The 17,091-nt window shown below is 67.2% G+C and carries 14 protein-coding genes; 7 read left to right on the top strand and 7 right to left on the bottom strand.

Features of this window, described 5'->3' with window-relative positions; all coding sequences use genetic code 11:
- Window positions 1-3: 3 nt before the first annotated feature.
- Together SSA01S_RS13165 and SSA01S_RS13160 are read right to left on the bottom strand one after the other, a co-directional pair.
- Window positions 4-1,566, bottom strand: coding sequence for a hypothetical protein (locus SSA01S_RS13165; protein ID WP_156477785.1), 1,563 nt, complete (start codon window positions 1,564-1,566; stop codon window positions 4-6).
- 33 nt (window positions 1,567-1,599) lie between these two features.
- Window positions 1,600-2,820: an argininosuccinate synthase gene (locus SSA01S_RS13160; protein WP_061780693.1), complete on the bottom strand. Its 1,221-nt coding sequence runs from the start codon at window positions 2,818-2,820 to the stop codon at window positions 1,600-1,602.
- Between the two features lie 148 nt (window positions 2,821-2,968).
- On the opposite strand from SSA01S_RS13160, the gene SSA01S_RS13155 reads away from it, so the two are divergent.
- Entirely contained in the window at window positions 2,969-3,349 is a 381-nt protein-coding gene (locus SSA01S_RS13155; protein ID WP_061780692.1) for an EF-hand domain-containing protein, read from the top strand.
- A gap of 112 nt (window positions 3,350-3,461) precedes the next feature.
- Here SSA01S_RS13155 and SSA01S_RS13150 read toward each other — a convergent pair whose 3' ends face one another.
- The 4 genes from SSA01S_RS13150 to SSA01S_RS13135 form a co-directional block, all read right to left on the bottom strand.
- The gene (locus SSA01S_RS13150) at window positions 3,462-4,811 is read right to left on the bottom strand and encodes an ammonium transporter (RefSeq protein ID WP_061780691.1); all 1,350 of its coding nucleotides are present in this window, start codon (window positions 4,809-4,811) and stop codon (window positions 3,462-3,464) included.
- Window positions 4,812-4,825: 14 nt separating this feature from the next.
- Entirely contained in the window at window positions 4,826-5,164 is a 339-nt protein-coding gene (locus tag SSA01S_RS13145; protein ID WP_058717839.1) for a P-II family nitrogen regulator, read from the bottom strand.
- Between the two features lie 292 nt (window positions 5,165-5,456).
- Entirely contained in the window at window positions 5,457-6,890 is a 1,434-nt protein-coding gene (tldD, locus tag SSA01S_RS13140) for a metalloprotease TldD (RefSeq protein WP_061780713.1), read from the bottom strand.
- A 153-nt stretch (window positions 6,891-7,043) separates the two neighbouring features.
- Entirely contained in the window at window positions 7,044-7,277 is a 234-nt protein-coding gene (locus SSA01S_RS13135) for a zinc-finger domain-containing protein (protein WP_056436167.1), read from the bottom strand.
- An 88-nt stretch (window positions 7,278-7,365) separates the two neighbouring features.
- On the opposite strand from SSA01S_RS13135, the gene SSA01S_RS13130 reads away from it, so the two are divergent.
- Window positions 7,366-8,298, top strand: coding sequence for an ABC transporter ATP-binding protein (locus SSA01S_RS13130; RefSeq protein ID WP_061780690.1), 933 nt, complete (start codon window positions 7,366-7,368; stop codon window positions 8,296-8,298).
- Window positions 8,299-8,503: 205 nt separating this feature from the next.
- On the opposite strand, the gene SSA01S_RS13125 is transcribed toward SSA01S_RS13130, so the two are convergent.
- Window positions 8,504-9,250, bottom strand: a complete 747-nt coding sequence (locus tag SSA01S_RS13125; RefSeq protein ID WP_061780689.1) for an energy transducer TonB — start codon at window positions 9,248-9,250, stop codon at window positions 8,504-8,506.
- 112 nt (window positions 9,251-9,362) lie between these two features.
- Between SSA01S_RS13125 and nadB the strand changes: the two genes are divergently transcribed.
- The 5 genes from nadB to SSA01S_RS13100 all read left to right on the top strand — a co-directional run bounded on the left by nadB (window position 9,363) and on the right by SSA01S_RS13100 (window position 17,008).
- Window positions 9,363-10,940, top strand: coding sequence for an L-aspartate oxidase (gene nadB / locus SSA01S_RS13120; RefSeq protein ID WP_058717842.1), 1,578 nt, complete (start codon window positions 9,363-9,365; stop codon window positions 10,938-10,940).
- A gap of 106 nt (window positions 10,941-11,046) precedes the next feature.
- Entirely contained in the window at window positions 11,047-12,186 is a 1,140-nt protein-coding gene (locus SSA01S_RS13115) for a serine hydrolase (protein WP_082795082.1), read from the top strand.
- Between the two features lie 73 nt (window positions 12,187-12,259).
- Entirely contained in the window at window positions 12,260-12,568 is a 309-nt protein-coding gene (locus SSA01S_RS13110; protein WP_156477784.1) for a hypothetical protein, read from the top strand.
- A 128-nt stretch (window positions 12,569-12,696) separates the two neighbouring features.
- Window positions 12,697-15,471 (top strand): DNA polymerase I, encoded by a 2,775-nt coding sequence (gene polA / locus SSA01S_RS13105; protein WP_061780687.1) that lies wholly within the window; start codon window positions 12,697-12,699, stop codon window positions 15,469-15,471.
- A gap of 22 nt (window positions 15,472-15,493) precedes the next feature.
- Window positions 15,494-17,008 (top strand): lipopolysaccharide biosynthesis protein, encoded by a 1,515-nt coding sequence (locus tag SSA01S_RS13100; RefSeq protein WP_061780686.1) that lies wholly within the window; start codon window positions 15,494-15,496, stop codon window positions 17,006-17,008.
- Window positions 17,009-17,091 lie beyond the last annotated feature (83 nt).

Below are 17,091 nucleotides of genomic sequence, written 5' to 3'. Positions count from 1 at the left end.
GGCCTAGCGGATGGAGGGGGCGTCCGACAAGCATCGGCCGCGTCGAACGCGATAGACCGCCGAATCTCCCTCGGCCCAGACCGGCACCAGATCGGCGGCACGGGCCCGACCGCGTGGGAAGCCGATCGTCCACACGGCATCGAAGGCGCAGCGATCGAACTCCCGGATCGCCTGGTCGAAATCGGTCGCCCCGCCCTCCGACCCCGGCGCGAAGACCAGGCCCGACGGGTCGCGGTCATAGGGCGCGGCGCGAGACACGCGCGGGCGGATCAGATGCTGGCCGGGCATGACCCACGGCGTGTTGGTGAACACGCCCGCGCGGTCAATCGCGACGCCCGCGACATGCCAGCGGCGCGGCGCATCCCAACGCTCCTCGCCCGCGACATTGGTCAGGACCAGCACCGCACCGCCCTGGGGCAAGGCCGGGATGGCGCGCCAGTCCCTCTCCTGCCCCTGCGCCAGTTGCGCAAAGGCCAGCGTGGTGCCGACCAGCCGCGCCACGAAGAATCCCGTCGCCGCCAGCGCCAGACCGCCGCCCGAACCCGCCGGACTCACCCGCACCGACAACAGCGCCAGCATGAAGGCGGGGGCGAGCATCCGCATGTCGAGATAGGCCCCGCCCTGAAAAATATAGGGCAGCACCAGGAAGATGACGAAGCCCAGCGCGGCGGGCACGCCCAGCACCGGCCGGATCGCCAGCCGCCGCGAGCGGATCGCGGCATAGCCGAACAGGACCAGGACGATCAGCGCGGCGACGTCCCAAGCGATCCACCGCTCCTGCAACAGGGTCAGCATCCAGCGCGTCTTGTACCACCAGATCCAGCGCCCGGTTTCCCCCGCCACCCGGTCGCCACCGCCGCGCAGCATCCACAGAGCGGGCAGCGTCATCGGTAGGACCATCAGCCCAGCCTGCGCGGCGGCCGTCCACCAACGCCGCCCCAGCTCGACCAGCCGCCCGGTCTCCATCGCAAAGACAAAGGCAAGCAGCATCGCCCAGCCGAGCGCATGGCACAGCCAGACGACCGGCGCGATCACCGCGAAGATTACGAGCCGCCAGACCGGCGGCCGGGTCCGCGCCAGTCGGAGCCAGAGCGCCATGCTCAGCAGCACCAGTCCTTGCGCCAGGCAGAAATTGACGAAGCCCATCTGGAACGCCTGGGCATAGGCCAGCGGAAAGGCGAGCATCGTGCCGGGCTGCACCTGCCCATGCGCCGCGCGGGCCAGCGCGATCATGCCCGTCACGGTCAGCGGCGGAATGACCAGCACCGCGACCTTGGCGGCGGGCTCGATCCCGAGGCCCAGCGCATGGAGCGCCAGCACGATCGCCTCGACCCCCAGATTGCCGACCGCCGCCCAGTGCACGTCGTAATAGCGCGCCAGCGGCCCCCGCCCGGCTTCGGCCAGAATGCGGTAGCTGCCGATATGATCGCCCATGTCGCTCAGCGGCGGGACGGCGGGCCAGAGCAGCGGCACCGCCGACAGGATCACGCACAGCCACAAAAAGGGGCGGGACTGCCACCACAGCCCCGCCCCTTCGTGCGTCGTCCCGTCCTGTCGGCGATCCATGCGCATGGCTCCTGTCAGGACGGGCAAGTCGGATCAGATCTGGTCGCGACGCCCCAGCAGGCGCAGGCGCAGCGCATTCAGCTTGATGAAGCCCGCCGCGTCGCGCTGGTCATAGGCACCCTGATCGTCCTCGAAGGTGACGACCTTTTCCGAGTACAGGCTGTAGGGCGACTTGCGGCCCGTGACGATCGCCTGGCCCTTGTACAGCTTCAGGCGGACGGTGCCGGTCACCTTCTCCTGGCTGTAGTTGACGGCGGCCTGCAGCATCTCGCGCTCCGGCGAGAACCAGAAGCCGTTATAGACCAGCTCGGCATAGCGCGGCGCCAGCTCGTCCTTCAGATGCGCGGCACCCCGGTCGAGCGTGATCTGCTCGATGCCGCGATGCGCCAGCGCATAGATGGTGCCGCCCGGCGTCTCGTACATGCCGCGGCTCTTCATGCCGACAAAGCGGTTCTCGACCAGATCGAGGCGACCGATGCCGTGCTTGCGGCCCAGCTCGTTGAGCTTGGTCAGCAGGGTGGCGGGCGAGCAGGCCTCGCCGTTCAGCGCGACGCCGTCGCCACGCTCGAAATCGATGGTGATGACCTCGGGCACGTCGGGCGCGTCTTCCGGGTTGACGGTGCGCGAATAGACGTAATCGGGGACCTCATCCCACGGGTCCTCCAGCACCTTGCCCTCGGACGAGGTGTGGAGCAGGTTCGCGTCGGTCGAGAAGGGCGCTTCGCCGCGCTTGTCCTTCGACACCGGGATCTGGTGCGCCTCGGCGAATTCGATCAGCTTGGTGCGGCTGGTCAGGTCCCACTCACGCCAGGGCGCGATGACCTTGATATCGGGGTTCAGCGCGTAATAGCCCAGCTCGAAGCGGACCTGGTCGTTGCCCTTGCCGGTCGCGCCGTGGCTGACCGCGTCGGCATTGACCATCTTGGCGATCTCGATCTGGCGCTTGGCGATCAGCGGCCGCGCGATCGAGGTGCCGAGCAGGTACAGTCCCTCGTACAGCGCGTTGGCGCGCATCATCGGGAACACGTAATCCTTGACGAACTCCTCGCGCAGATCGTCGATGAAGATGTGTTCGGGCTTCACGCCAGCCATCTCCGCCTTCTTGCGCGCGGGCTCCAGCTCTTCGCCCTGGCCCAGATCGGCGGTGAAGGTCACGACCTCGCAGCCATAATGCTGCTGCAGCCACTTGAGGATGACGCTGGTGTCGAGGCCGCCCGAATAGGCGAGGACGACGCGCTTGATATCTTCGCTCATGGCAAAGTCCTTCAAGGAAATGGGATGGATTTGCCTCGCGCCCTATGCGCTGTCGCGGTCCCACGCAACCTTCGGTTGGTTCGTTCATTGCGGCGACAGCCAAAGGCCGTCAGGAGCGGCCCTGATGTCCCGTTCTGGAGTCTCGTGCATGACCCGTTTCCTCCTCGCCGGCCTGATCGCCGCCACGCTGACCGTCCCCGCCTTGGCGCAGCAGGACACCCGCGCCTCGGCCGCCGCCAAATTCTCGCGCGAGTTCAAGGCGCGCGACACCAACCACGATGGCGTGCTGACCAAGGCCGAGGTCAAGGCCGCGATCATGAAGATGGGCAATGGCAAGAAGCAGATCGATGCCGTCCATGCCCAGCGTCTGACCGACCTGTGGTTCGACAAGGCCGATGCCAACAAGGACGGCAAGGTGACCGAGGCCGAGGCGCAGGCGCTGCTGTCGCGCACCTTCGACGAATATGAAGCGGCCAAGGCGGCACAGACCAAGGCCGCCGGTCCGGTGGCAGGGCCCAAGGGGCGGTAAAGCCCCTTCATCTTCGCGCATAAAAAAAGGCCCGGTGCGTTGCCGCACCGGGCTTAGGTCGTCCGCAGGAGGAACGTCGTGGGGTGCGGGGGTCTGTCGCCCCCGCTCCCGATCAGTTGTAGGCGCGCTCGCCGTGCTCGCCGAGGTCGAGGCCTTCCTGCTCGACTTCCTTCGAGACCCGCAGGCCGGTCAGGGCCTTGGCGACGAACATGGCGATGACGGTGCCGATGGTGGCCCAGACGATGGTGGTGGCGACCGCCTCGACCTGCACCAGCAGCTTAGGACCAATGGCGTAATCGGCCGCACCCGGACCGCCCAGCGAGGGCGAGTAGACCACCGCGGTGCCGATCGCGCCGATCATGCCGCCGATGCCATGGACACCAAAGGCATCGAGCGCATCGTCATAGCCGAGCTTGGGCTTCAGGACCGACACGGCGTAGAAGCAGACCACGCTGGCAATGGCACCGAGCACGATTGCGCCGAACGGACCCGAATTGCCCGCCGCCGGGGTTACCGCGACCAGCCCGGCGACGATGCCCGAGCAGAAGCCCAGCGCCGAGCCCTTGTGACCCGCAACCCGCTCGACGAGCATCCAGGCCAGGCCACCGGCGGCCGTCGCGACGAAGGTGTTGATCATCGCCAGCGCCGCCGAGCCATTGGCCTCCAGCGCCGAGCCCGCATTGAACCCGAACCAGCCGACCCACAGCAGGCCGGTGCCGACCCCGGTCAGCGTCAGCGAGTGCGGGGGCATCGGCGTGGTCGGATAACCCATGCGCTTGCCCAGGATCAGCGCGGCGACCAGCGCCGAGACACCGGCGTTGATGTGCACCACGGTGCCGCCCGCAAAGTCGAGCGCGCCCGCCTTGAAGAACAGGCCCGACGACGCCCAGACCATGTGCGCGATCGGCAGATAGACGATGGTCAGCCACACGGCGACGAACGCCATCACGGCCGAGAACTTCATCCGCTCGACCACCGAGCCCAGCACCAGCGCGGCGGTGATCGCGGCGAAGGTCATCTGGAAACAGATGAAGACATATTCGGGGATTTCGACGCCCGCGGTGAAGGTCGCCGCCTGGCTGGCGGGCGTGACGCCCTTCAGGAAGGCCTTGCCCAGCCCCGAGACGAAGTTGGAGGCGAAGCCCGGCACGTCGGGGCCGAAGGCGACGCTATAGCCGTACATCACCCAGATCAGCATCGCGAGGCAGGCCGCCGCGCCGATCTGGGTCATGGTCGACAGCATGTTCTTCGCACGGGTCAGGCCGCCATAGAACAGCGCCAGACCCGGCAGGATCATCATCATGACCAGCACGGTCGAGGTGAGCATCCAGGCGGTGTCGCCCTTGTTCACGGTCGCGGCCGGGGCGGCGGTGGCCGCCGCCTGCGCCCAGGCGGGCATCGCGGCGAACAGCGACAGGCCCAGGCCCGCTGCGCCGGTCGCCAATTTGGTGACATGCTTCATCGAAATCCCCCCTCTCAGAGCGCTGCGTCGTCGGTTTCGCCGGTGCGGATACGCACGGCCTGGCCGACATCGAGCATGAAGATCTTGCCATCGCCGATCGCGCCGGTGTTGGCGGCGGCCTGGATCGATTCGACGACACGGTCGGCGATCTCGGACGCGCAGACGACCTCGATCTTGATCTTGGGCACCATGTTGGTGCTGTATTCGGCGCCACGATAGATTTCGGTCTGGCCCTTTTGCCGCCCGAAACCCTTCACCTCGGTCACCGTCATGCCCGCCACGCCCAAAGTGGTGAGCGCCTCGCGCACCTCGTCGAGCTTGAACGGCTTGATGATAGCAATGATCAGCTTCACCTACGCCCCCTTTGCATTACCCGCGGGAAAGCATCGCAAGGGGTGTGCCAGTTTACGTTTTTGTGACTTTCCAAGCGTAGGATGATGCGGTGCGGCGTGCTCGACCCGCTCACCTGCATCAAATTTTAGGCATTCAGGCGGATGTGCCCGATTTTCGGGCAACCCTGATTCCTCCCCTGCAAGGGGAGGTGGCAGCGCGTCAGCGCTAACGGAGGGGTGTCACGGCCAGCGGGGACACCCCTCCACCAGCTTCGCTGGTCCCCCTACCCTTGCAGGGGAGGAATTTCTGGGATTACGCCGCCAGTGCGGTTCCGCCGACGGTCAGTCCTTCGACCAACAGGGTCGGCTGGCCCACGCCCGCGGGCACGCTCTGCCCCCCCTTGCCGCAGACACCGATCCCCTCGTCCAGCGCGAAGTCGTTGCCGATGCCCTTCACCCGGGTCAGCACGCTCGGCCCGTCACCGATCAGCGTCGCGCCCTTGATCGGTGCGCCTAAGCGGCCGTTCTCGATCCGGTACGCCTCGGTGCAGGAGAAGACGAACTTGCCCGACACGATATCGACCTGCCCGCCGCCGAACGACTTGGCGAAGATGCCGTTCTTGACGCGCGACAGCAGCTCGGCGGGATCATCCTGCCCACCCTTCATGAAGGTGTTCGTCATGCGCGGCATCGGCGCATGGGCAAAGCTCTCGCGACGGCCATTGCCGGTCGGCGCGACGCCCATCAGCCTCGCGTTCAAACGGTCCTGCATATAGCCCTTGAGGATGCCGTCTTCGATCAGCACGACCTCGCGCGTCGGCGTGCCCTCGTCATCGATCGACAGCGAACCGCGCCGGTCGGCCAGGCTGCCGTCGTCGACCACGGTGACGCCGGGCGCCGCGACCCGCTCGCCGATCCGGCCCGAGAAGGCCGAGGTGCCCTTGCGATTGAAGTCGCCCTCCAACCCGTGCCCGATCGCCTCGTGCAGCAGCACGCCCGGCCAGCCCGGCCCGAGCAACACGGTCATCTCGCCTGCAGGCGCGGCGACCGAGTCGAGATTGACCAGTGCCTGGTTGAGCGCGACGTCGATGCCCCGCTCCCACGTCTCGCGCGCGACGAGGCGGTCGTACAGGTAACGCCCGCCCATGCCGAAGCTGCCCGTCTCCCGCCGCCCATTCTGTTCGACCACAACCGAGATGTTGAGCCGCACCAGCGGCCGCACATCGGTGGCGACGAAGCCGTCGGCGCGGACGATCTCGACCACGCTCCAGCTGCCCGACAGGCCAACCGACACCTGCACCACGCGCGGGTCACGCGCGCGGGCAGCGGCGTCGATCGTCTGGCAGAGCGACACCTTCTCGGCAAAGGGGATCAGGTCGAGCGGATCGGTTGCGGTGTAGAGGTGGCGGTTGGTCCCCTGCGGCGGGGGCGCGGCGGCGCCCTTGGCGGGGTCGATCAGCGCCATGGTCTGCGCGGCGCGCTGGATCGCGGCTTCCGACAACTCGTTGGCGTGCGCGAAGGCGGTCATCTCGCCCGACACCGCGCGCAGGCCGAAGCCGGAGTGGGTGTCATAGCTGGCCGTCTTCAGCCGCCCGTCGTCGAAGCCGAACGCTTCGGAGCGCTTATATTGCAGATACAGCTCGCCATCATCGGCGCGGGACAGGGCGCTGGCGGTGAGCCGCAGCGCGGCGTCCGGGTCCAGCGTGTCGCGGTAGAGGAACGAGCGGGGGTCGGTGGGGGTCATCAAGGGGATATAGGACATCCCCAACTGCTTTAAAACTCTAAGCCCCTCCCGCAAGCGGGAGGGGCCGGGGGAGGGCAAGGAGTCTCACCGAGACCAGCGCCCGTGGCGAAACCCTCCCCCATCCCCTCCCGTCTACGGGAGGGGCGTGAGTCTCAATTAGCGCCCTGCGCCATCCCCATGGTCGGGAAGCTGCGCCTGGTCCACACCGTCCGCCGGGCCGCCGATCAGCACGAAGCGGCGATCGCAGTATCCGCAATCGACATAGCCGGTTTCGTCGATCTGCAGCCACACGCGCGGATGGCCGAGTGCGGCGCCGCCCGGAATGTCGGTGGCACCGTCGCAAGCGACGCGGGTCTGGGTGACGCGGGTGGTTTCGGGCGGCGGCAACATAGGCCCGCGCGATAGCAAGGCATGCCCGCCCGTGCAATTGCCGAAAACCGGCTTGGCCTCTCCCCCGCACACGCCTATCTCGGGGGCCATGACCGCCAGCACCGAAGCCGCCATCTCGATCCAGGGTATCGCCAAGACCTATCAGGGCGGCAAGCGCGCGCTCGACGGGGTCAGCTTCGACGTGCCGAGGGGGCAGATCTTCGGACTGCTGGGGCCGAACGGCGCGGGCAAGTCGACGCTGATCAACATCCTGGCCGGGCTGGTGATGAAGACCGAAGGGTCGGCGTCGATCTGGGGCTTCGACATCGACCAGCATCCGCGCAATGCCAAGGCGTCGATCGGCATCGTCAATCAGGAAATCCTGTTCGATCCCTTCTTCACGCCGCTGGAGACGCTGGAGATCCAGGGCGGGCTGTACGGCGTGCCCAAGGCGCAGCGTCGCTCGATGGAGCTGCTGCACGCGGTGCATCTGGAGGACAAGGCGAACGCCTATTCGCGTACCCTGTCGGGCGGAATGAAGCGGCGGTTGATGGTCGCCAAGGCGATGGTCCACTCGCCGCCCGTCCTCGTCCTCGACGAGCCGACGGCGGGTGTCGATATCGAGCTTCGCCAGCAGCTCTGGGCCTATGTCCGCCAGTTGAACGAGCAGGGCGTGACGGTGGTGCTGACCACCCATTATCTCGAAGAGGCCGAGGAGCTGTGCGACCGGATCGCGATCATCAACCATGGTCGCCTGGTCGCCAACGAGCCGACCCGCGAACTGGTCGGCAAGGCGCAGGAAAAGATCGTGGCGGTGACCGTCGACCGCGACGTCGCGGCGGTGCCCGACCATGCCAGCTTCGGCAAGATCGTGCTGAAGGGCACCCGCACGCTGGAAATCACCTATGCCAAGGACAAGGTGAATGCGGGCCAAGTGCTCGCGGCGGTGCAGGCGGACGGGTTCGGGATCGTCGACGTCTCGACCAAGGAAGCCGATCTGGAGGACGTCTTCCTGTCGCTGACGCGAAGCGTAGGGGCGTAAGTCTTCTCGACGGGAGTCCCGTGGCTTTCGACATAGAAGAGATTGTTCGCGCGGAGGCGCGGAGGACGCAGAGATGTCTGGCACTGGGTGAGCGCCTCCCCCGCCACAAACCTTGGTAATGACAGACCGTGATTTGAGCGGAGTACGACCTCTCCGCGTCCTCCGCGCCTCCACGCGAACCTAAAAAAACACCCGCGCCCCGTCCTCACCGTTCCGCCGGAGCGCGCTCCAGCACCCAGTCCTGATTCACCACGATGATCGATCGCACTGGCCGCCCGTCCGCATCGCGCGAGGGATCGTAGCGGTATCTCTGCTCGATCAACCGACAGGTCGTCTCGTCCAGCGCGGCATTGCCGCTGCTCTGCGTCACGACACAGCCGCTGACCCGCCCGTCGACATTGACGAAATAACGGACCTGCACGGTCCCGCTCGCGCCCGCCTCGGCGGCGGCGTCGGGATAGTCCGCATCCTTGATCCGTCCCTTGATCCGGCGCGGCGGGGTGTCGTCGCCATAACCGTCGCCGTCGCCCGAACCGCCGCTGCCCGTGCCGTTACCGATCCCGCCCGCGCCGGTGCCGGGGCCGGGCTTGTCGGAGGCGCCCTGCGTCGCCTGGACGCCGATGCCCACCACGGGCGCCACGACCACCGGGGAGACCGGCGGCAGGACGACGACCGGCGGCGGCGCGACGACTTCGGTCGCCTGCGAGCGGATGTTGGGCGGCGCCGCGGCCCCGCGCGGGCGGTGGCTGGGGATACGCTTGGGCTGGATACGCGGCGGTGGCGGCGGGGCGGGCGGGCGCACGTCGAAGCTGTCCAGCGCCTCCGACGGCACCGACAGCACGGGGGCGAAGCCCAGCCCGACGACCAGGGCATAGCCGAGCGCGCCCACGATCAACCCCGTGGGGATGGCGGCGCGCAGACGGTCGCGCCAATCGGGCCGGGCCAGCGTCATGCGACAAGAGGTGGGAAGCGCCTCTCGCCAAGGCAAGGCGTTACCCTCTGTCCCAACCCCTTCGTCCGTGCCAGAGGGACGTCATGACCCCAGCGCCCGAAGGAGCCCGCGCATGACCGATTCCGATATCCTGATCGTCGGGTCGGGCGCGGCCGGGCTGACCGCGGCGCTGAACCTGGCCGACCGGTTCAAGGTGACGGTGCTGGCCAAGGGCAAGCTGAACGAAGGCTCGACCGCCTGGGCGCAGGGCGGGATCGCCGCCGTCCTCGAACCCGGCGACACGTTCGAGAGCCATATCGAGGATACGATGGTCGCGGGCGCCGGGCTGAACGACCGCGCCACCGTCGAATTCGTGGTCGAGAACGCCCCCGCCGCCATCGAGCGGTTGCAGAAGCTCGGCGTCCCCTTCGCGACCGAGGGCAATATGCTGCACCTGACGCGCGAGGGCGGGCATTCGCATCGCCGCATCGTGCATGTTGCCGACGCGACCGGCTGGGCGGTGCTCGACGCGCTGCTCCGCGCGGCCGAGGCGCATCCCAACATCACCCTCGTCCCCGATCAGGTCGCCATCGACCTGGCGACCAGCCGTCACGAAATGCGCTATTCGGGCGCAGGCCATGTCTGGGGCATCTATGCCGTCGACCGGCGGACGGGGCGTGTCGTGGTCCACAAGGCGCGCGCGACCATCCTGGCCACCGGGGGCGCAGGCCGCACCTATCAATTCTCGACCGCACCCAAGGGGGCGACCGGCGACGGCATCGCCATGGCCTGGCGGGCGGGGGCACGGGTGTCGAACATGGAATTCATGCAGTTCCACCCGACCTGCCTCTACAACACCCAGGTCAAGAATTTCCTGATTACCGAGGCGGTTCGCGGCGAGGGCGGGCATCTGAAGATCCCCGAGACGGGCCACCGCTTCATGCCCGATTTCGATGCCCGCGCTGAACTGGCCCCGCGCGATATCGTGGCGCGCGCGATCGATCATGAGATCAAGCGGCTGGGCCTGGATTACGTCCATCTCGACATCAGCCACCAGTCGCCCGCCTTTATCCGCGAGCATTTCCCCAACATCCACGAAAAGCTGCTGAGCCTCGGCATCGACATGACGGTGCAGCCGATCCCGGTGGTCCCCGCCCAGCATTACACCTGCGGCGGCGTCATCGTGGACCGCGACGGGCGCACCGACCTGCCCGGCCTGTACGCAGCGGGCGAGGTCACCCAGTCGGGCCTGCACGGCGCGAACCGCCTGGCGTCCAACTCGCTGCTCGAATGCTTTGTCTATGGCGAGGCGTGCGCGAATCATATCGCGGCGCATTGGGACGACCTGCCCCCGCCGCCCGCCATCCGGCCCTGGGACGAAAGCCGCGTCACCGATTCGGACGAAGAGGTGGTCATCAAGCAGAACTGGACCGAAATCCGCCGCTTCATGTGGAATTATGTCGGCATTGTCCGCACCACCAAAAGGCTGGAGCGCGCGCAGCACCGCATCCGCATGCTGACCGACGAGATCAACGACTATTACGGCCATTTCCGCGTCACGCCCGACCTGATCGAGCTGCGCAACCTGCTCCAGACCGCCGAACTGATCGTCCGCTGCGCGCTCCATCGCAAGGAAAGCCGGGGCCTGCACTATACGCGCGATTATCCCGACACCCTGCCCGAAGCGGTCGACACGATCCTGATCCCGTAAAGGGTTTCGCATCTTGTCGTGTGGCAGCGGCCTTTCGTCGCAAGCCCTGAGCGGGGGGATTTCCCCCGCACGGTCAAGACGTAAGGATGCCCATATCTAGCGGGGTATGGCGGTGACGAAGCGAGTATCGATCGGTGGGCTGCGTATCGGGCCTGCCGGGTTTCTTCTGCTGGGGCTGGCGGCGTGCGGCACCGACACGCGCCCCGGCGCGACGTCCTACACGCCCAGCGCGCCCGAGCCGCAGGTCGCGGTGTCGATGCCGCTCCCCCCGCCCCGTCCCAGCCGCGCCCCCTCCGCGCCCGCCGAGCTGGTCAGCGCGATCAACCGCCTGTCCGCCAATTTCTCGGGCAAGAAGGGCATTGCGGTGCGCGCGGTCGATGACGGCTGGACGGTCGAGGTCGGCGGTCGCCAGCGCCTGCCCCAGCAATCGGTGTCGAAGCTGTGGGTCGCGATCACCTTGCTCGATCTGCGTGACCGGGGCCGCGCCCGCCTGGACGAGCCGATCGTCGTGCGGCGCGAGGACCTGACCCTGTTCCACCAGCCGATCGCAATGCTGGTCAAGGGCGATGGTTATCACACCACGGTCGGCGAACTGCTGACCCGTGCGCTGACCCAGAGCGACAATACGGCCAACGACCGGCTGCTGACCTTTGTCGGCGGGCCGCAGGCGGTGCGCGCGATGATCGCGAACAAGCGGCTGGGCGATATCCGCTTCGGCCCCGGCGAACGGCTGCTTCAGGCGAAGACCGCCGGGCTGACCTGGCAACCGGCCTTCGCCATGGCGGGCGCGTTCCAGGCGGCACGCAACCGGCTCGACCCGGCGGCGCGGACGGCGGCGCTCAACGCCTATGTCAATGATCCGCCCGATGGTGCCGCGCCGATCGCCATCGCCGATGCGCTCGCCCGGCTGGCGCGCGGCGAGCTTTTGTCGGAGACCTCGACCCGCATCCTGATCGACACGATGGAGGCCTCGCGCACCGGCCATGCCCGCCTGCGCGCCGCCGTGCCATCGGGGTGGACGATCGCGCACAAGACCGGGACGGGTCAGGATCTGGGCCGCCGCAATGCGGGCTTCAACGATGTCGGCCTGCTGACCGCGCCGGACGGCCGCCGCTTCGCCATCGCGGTGATGATCGGCGACACGACCGAGGATATCCGCAAGCGCCAGTTGCTGATCCAGAACGTCGCGGCGGCGGTGGCCGATGCGGCGGGGCCGCCACGGGGGCCGGTGGCGGTGGCGAACTGATGGGGAACCATTGGGAGTAGATGACCACGTGCGCCACTAGCTGACATTCTTGATGGTGTGCCATGCTAACATCATGACTACGTCCAACATCAGCTTTGCAGGCTACACGTTTGCCGCCGATAAGGGGTGTTTTACCTGCAGGCACGTCAAGGACGGTGCGCCGGTCCTCCTTTTCGTTCATGAGGCAGATGGCGACCTCCAATTTATGTGTGGCGAGGCCGGCCACGATTATGATTCACAATGCATGTTCTTGCATGCGCATCATGTTTTGGATTGGCAGCCAGACTTGCTGTCATTGCCGGTTGTCGGCCTCGGCTACATGGCGGAACGACTGGACGTGAAGTCACCGTGGGTTGTGTCGCTCACGCCCAATTATGATTAGGCTTACTTACCCATACCATCCTTAAGCCAGCACATCAGGCCCCAGCGTGGCCGATCCGCCACAAACCCAAAAAACCGCTACCATCAGGGGCTATTGCCCCTTCCCCGCATCCGCTAAACCGCGCGGGTATGCCCCATCTCTATCTCGTCGACGGCTCCGGCTATATTTTCCGCGCCTATCACCGCCTGCCGCCGCTGACGAACAAGCATGGCGAGCCGGTGGGGGCGGTATACGGCTATACCACCATGCTGTGGAAGCTCGTGGACGAGATCAACGCCGCCGACGGGCCGACCCATATGGCGGTGGTCCTCGACAAGTCGTCCAAGACCTTCCGCAACGACATGTACGACCAGTATAAGGCGCACCGGCCCCCGCCCCCGCCCGATCTGGTGCCCCAGTTTCCGATGATCCGCGACGCCACCCGCGCCTTCTCGCTGCCGTGCATCGAGGAGATGGGGCTAGAGGCCGACGACCTGATCGCCTGCTATGCCCGCGCCGCGCTGGCGCAAGGGTGGCAGGTGACGATCGTGTCGGGCGACAAGGACCTGATGCAACTGGTCGAGGATGGCAGCCTCGACATGCTCGACACGATGAACAACCGGCGTCTGGGCGAGGCCTATGTCGTCGAGAAGTTCGGCGTCGGCCCCAAGCAGCTGGGCGATGTGCTGGCGCTGATGGGCGACAGCGTCGATAACGTGCCGGGCGTGCCGGGCGTCGGGCCCAAGACCGCCTCCAAGCTGATCGTCGAGCATGGCGACCTGGAATCCGTCCTTGCCGCCGCGCCGGAGATGAAGAAGGGCAAGCTGCGCGACAACCTGATCGAACATGCCGAGAATGCCCGGCTGTCGAAGCGGCTGGTTACGTTGGAATGCAATGCGCCGCTGCCGCAGTCGCTGGAGTCGCTGGCGCTGCATCCGACCATCCCGGATGCCCCCTTGCGCGCGTTCCTGGAGCATCACGGTTTCCGCTCGCTGATCGCCAAGATGGGCCAGATCACCGACGATGCCGCGCCCGCCCCCGCCGCTGGGGAAGCCTCGCCCGCCGCGCCGATGGACGATGACGAGCCGTGCAATCTAGACGGCTATATCACGGTGCAGGACTTGGAGACGCTCGACCAGTGGGTCGCGGAGGCGCGTCACCAAGGCTTCGTCGCGATCGACACCGAGACCAGCTCGACCGACGCGACCCAGGCCGAACTGGTCGGGGTCAGCCTATGCCTCGCGCCCAACAAGGCGTGCTATATCCCGCTCGGCCATGGCGGCACCGATCTGCTGGCCGAAGTGCCGGTCCAGATTCCGGTCGCGGAGGCGCTCGAGCGGATCAAGGCACTGTGCGAGGACCCGTCAGTCCTGAAGATCGGCCAGAACCTGAAGTTCGACATGATCGTGCTGGGCGAGCGCGGCATCGCCATCGCGCCGCATGACGACACCATCGTCCTGAGCTTCGATCTCGACGCCGGGCTGCACGGCCACGGCATGGACGAGCTGGCCGCGACGCATCTGTCGCACACCTGCCTCGCCTTCAAGGAGGTGGTCGGCACCGGCAAGAAGCAGCTTGGCTTCCACGAGGTCGACCTGAAGACCGCCACCCGCTACGCCGCCGAGGATGCCGACGTCACGCTGCGGCTGTGGAAGCGGTTCAAGGCGCGGCTGCCGATGGAGCAGGCGACGCGGGTGTACGAGATGGTCGACCGCCCGCTGGTGCCGGTGATCGCGGGCATGGAGCGGCGCGGGATCAAGGTCGATCGCGACCGCCTGTCGCAGCTCTCGACCGAATTCGCCGGGCAGATCGCCGCACTGGAGGGCGAAATCCATGCCATGGCGGGCACCCCCTTCACCATCGGCAGCCCCAAGCAGCTGGGCGAAATCCTGTTCGACCGCCTCGGCCTGAAGGGCGGGCGCAAGGGCAAGTCGGGCGTGTACTCGACCGACGTGACCGAACTCGAACGCCTGGCCCGCGATGGCGGCGAGGCGGCGGAGATCGTGCGCAAGATCCTGGAATGGCGCCAGCTGTCCAAGCTAAAGAGCACCTACACCGACGCGCTCCAGGCACAGATCAACCCCAAGACCGGCCGCGTCCATACCAGCTACAGCCTGACCGGCGCGCAGACCGGCCGCCTGTCCTCAACCGAACCGAACCTTCAGAACATTCCGATCCGCACCGAGGTCGGGCGGCAACTGCGCGAGGCGTTCATCGCCGAGCCCGGCCATGTCCTGATCGCCGCCGACTATTCGCAGATCGAATTGCGGCTGGCCGCGCATATGGCGGACGTGCCCGCGCTGCGCGACGCCTTCGCGAACGGCGACGACATCCACAGCCTGACCGCCAAGGAGCTGTTCGGCGAGGTCAATCGCGACACGCGCGGGCGGGCCAAGACGATCAACTTCGCCATCCTCTACGGCATTTCGCGCTGGGGCCTGGCCGGTCGCCTCGACGTGTCGGCGGACGAGGCGCAGTCGATGATCGACCGCTATTTCGAGCGGTTCCCCGGCATCAACCGCTACATCGCCGAAACGCTGTCTTCGGTGCGCGAAAAGGGCTTCACCGAGACCCTGTTCGGCCGCAAGACGCATTTCCCGCGTATCGCCTCCCGCAACCAGGGCGAGCGCCAAGGGGCCGAGCGCGCCGCGATCAACGCGCCGATCCAGGGGACCAGCGCCGACATCATCAAGCGCGCCATGGTCCGCATGGAACCCGCCCTCGCCGCCGCTGGCCTGGGCCATGTGCGGATGCTGCTGCAGGTCCACGACGAACTGGTGTTCGAGGCACCCGAGGCGGATGCCGAAGCGGCAGGCCAGGTCATTCGCGAAGTGATGGCGGGCGCGGCCGAACCGGCGGTGTCGTTGTCGGTGCCGCTGGGCGTCGAGATCGGCTTCGGCAAGAGCTGGGGCGCGGCGCATTGATCCGCGCCGGCACGCCCCACTAATGGCCCAATCCCAGGACATCGATGCGCTCGCGAAAGGCGGGCGGACCAATATCGCAGGATTCATCCTGCGACTGGCGGCGCGCATCCCCTTCCTATTCATCGCAGGGAGGATCTACGGCCCCGATCTGGTCGGGCGCTTCGCCATCGCGGTGGTGGTGGTCGAGCTGGCCGCGCTGATCGCGACGCTCGGCATGAAGCGGGGCCTTGCGCAAGCGCTGTCCTCGACCGATCGGCCGCATGTTCATGTCGTGTGGGACGCGATGGCGCTGGCGTTCCTCACCTCGGTCGCGGCGAGTACCGTGCTGTGGAGCTTCCCCGAGCTTCTCTATCCCAACAGCGCGATCACCGGGCTGGACCGGTGGCTGCCCTGCATCATCGTCGCCATCGCCTGGTCGGACGTCAGCCTCGCCGCGCTCGCCTATCGCCACAACGTCAAGGCGACCGTCACCGCGCGGGCGGTGATCGAGCCCTGGACGATCTCGATCGCGGCCTGGGTCTTTTCCTTCTTCACCATCCGCGACGGGCTGGTCCTGTCCTATGTCGCGTCGATGACGGCGGCGCTGATCGCCAGCCTGGTGCCGTTCCTGCGCAGCTATGGCCTGCCGCAGGGATGGAGCCCGCACCTCGCTCGCGTCTTCGCGCTGGCCCGCGCCAATGCGCCGCTCGCGGGCGCGGACGCGCTGGAATGGGGCACGCGCAATGTCGACCGCTTCATCCTGGGCGTGATGTTCGAGCCGCGCGTGGTCGGCATCTATTATATGGCGCAGCAGGTCGCCTCGCTACCGCAGAAGCTGAAGACCAGTTTCGACCCGATCCTGGGCCCCGTCATCACCCAGAGCCTGGCCAATGGCGACATGGGGGCGATCGCCCGGCAGGTACGACAAGTCGCCTTCTGGATCATGGCGGCGCAGGGGTGCCTGGCGCTGATGGGCTCGATTCCGGGTGAAGGCGTGATGGGCGTGGTCGGCCCGCAATTCGTGTCGGGCACCGCCGCACTCGCTTTCCTGCTGTTTGCCGAGGTGCTGGCCTCGACCGGCGCGGTATGCGAGTCGGCGCTGGTCTATACCGCGCGGCACCGCAACCTGATGATCTCGATCGCGATGCTGGGCGTGCAGATCGGCTTGAGCTTCGCGCTGATCCTGGGGATGCGCGCGCTCGGCTGGCCGCAGACCTGGGCGGCGGCGGGGCCGGCCGTGGCGCTGGCCATGAGCGTGACCATGACCTCGGTCATCAAGGCGCGCGTGTTGTCGGGTATCTTGAAGGCACCGGTATCGCCCTTCCGCTGGCCCTTGGTCTGGGCGGCGGGTGCGGCGGTCGTGGTCGGGGGCGCGTTCACCCTGCTGCCCAAGCGACTGGAATGGGCCGAACTGCTGTTCGGCGAGCCCGCCATCGCCGCGACCTATCTGCTGGTGCTGTGGCGCTGGGCCTTTGGTCCGGCGGACCGGGCGCTGTTTGGGAAGGCGCCGAGCGTGGAGGAGGCCACGCTGCCCAACGTGGGTGGGATCACGCGGTAACCTTTTTCCTCCCCTGCAAGGGGAGGTGGCAGTCCGAAGGACTGACGGAGGGGGGCTTCCGCAAAGGACAACCTTCGTGGCGC

Source organism: Sphingomonas sanguinis NBRC 13937 (genome assembly GCF_001591005.1).
Lineage (GTDB): Bacteria > Pseudomonadota > Alphaproteobacteria > Sphingomonadales > Sphingomonadaceae > Sphingomonas > Sphingomonas sanguinis.
The sequence above is the reverse complement of the archived record's forward strand: the minus strand, read 5'-3'. Positions and strand labels throughout refer to the sequence as shown.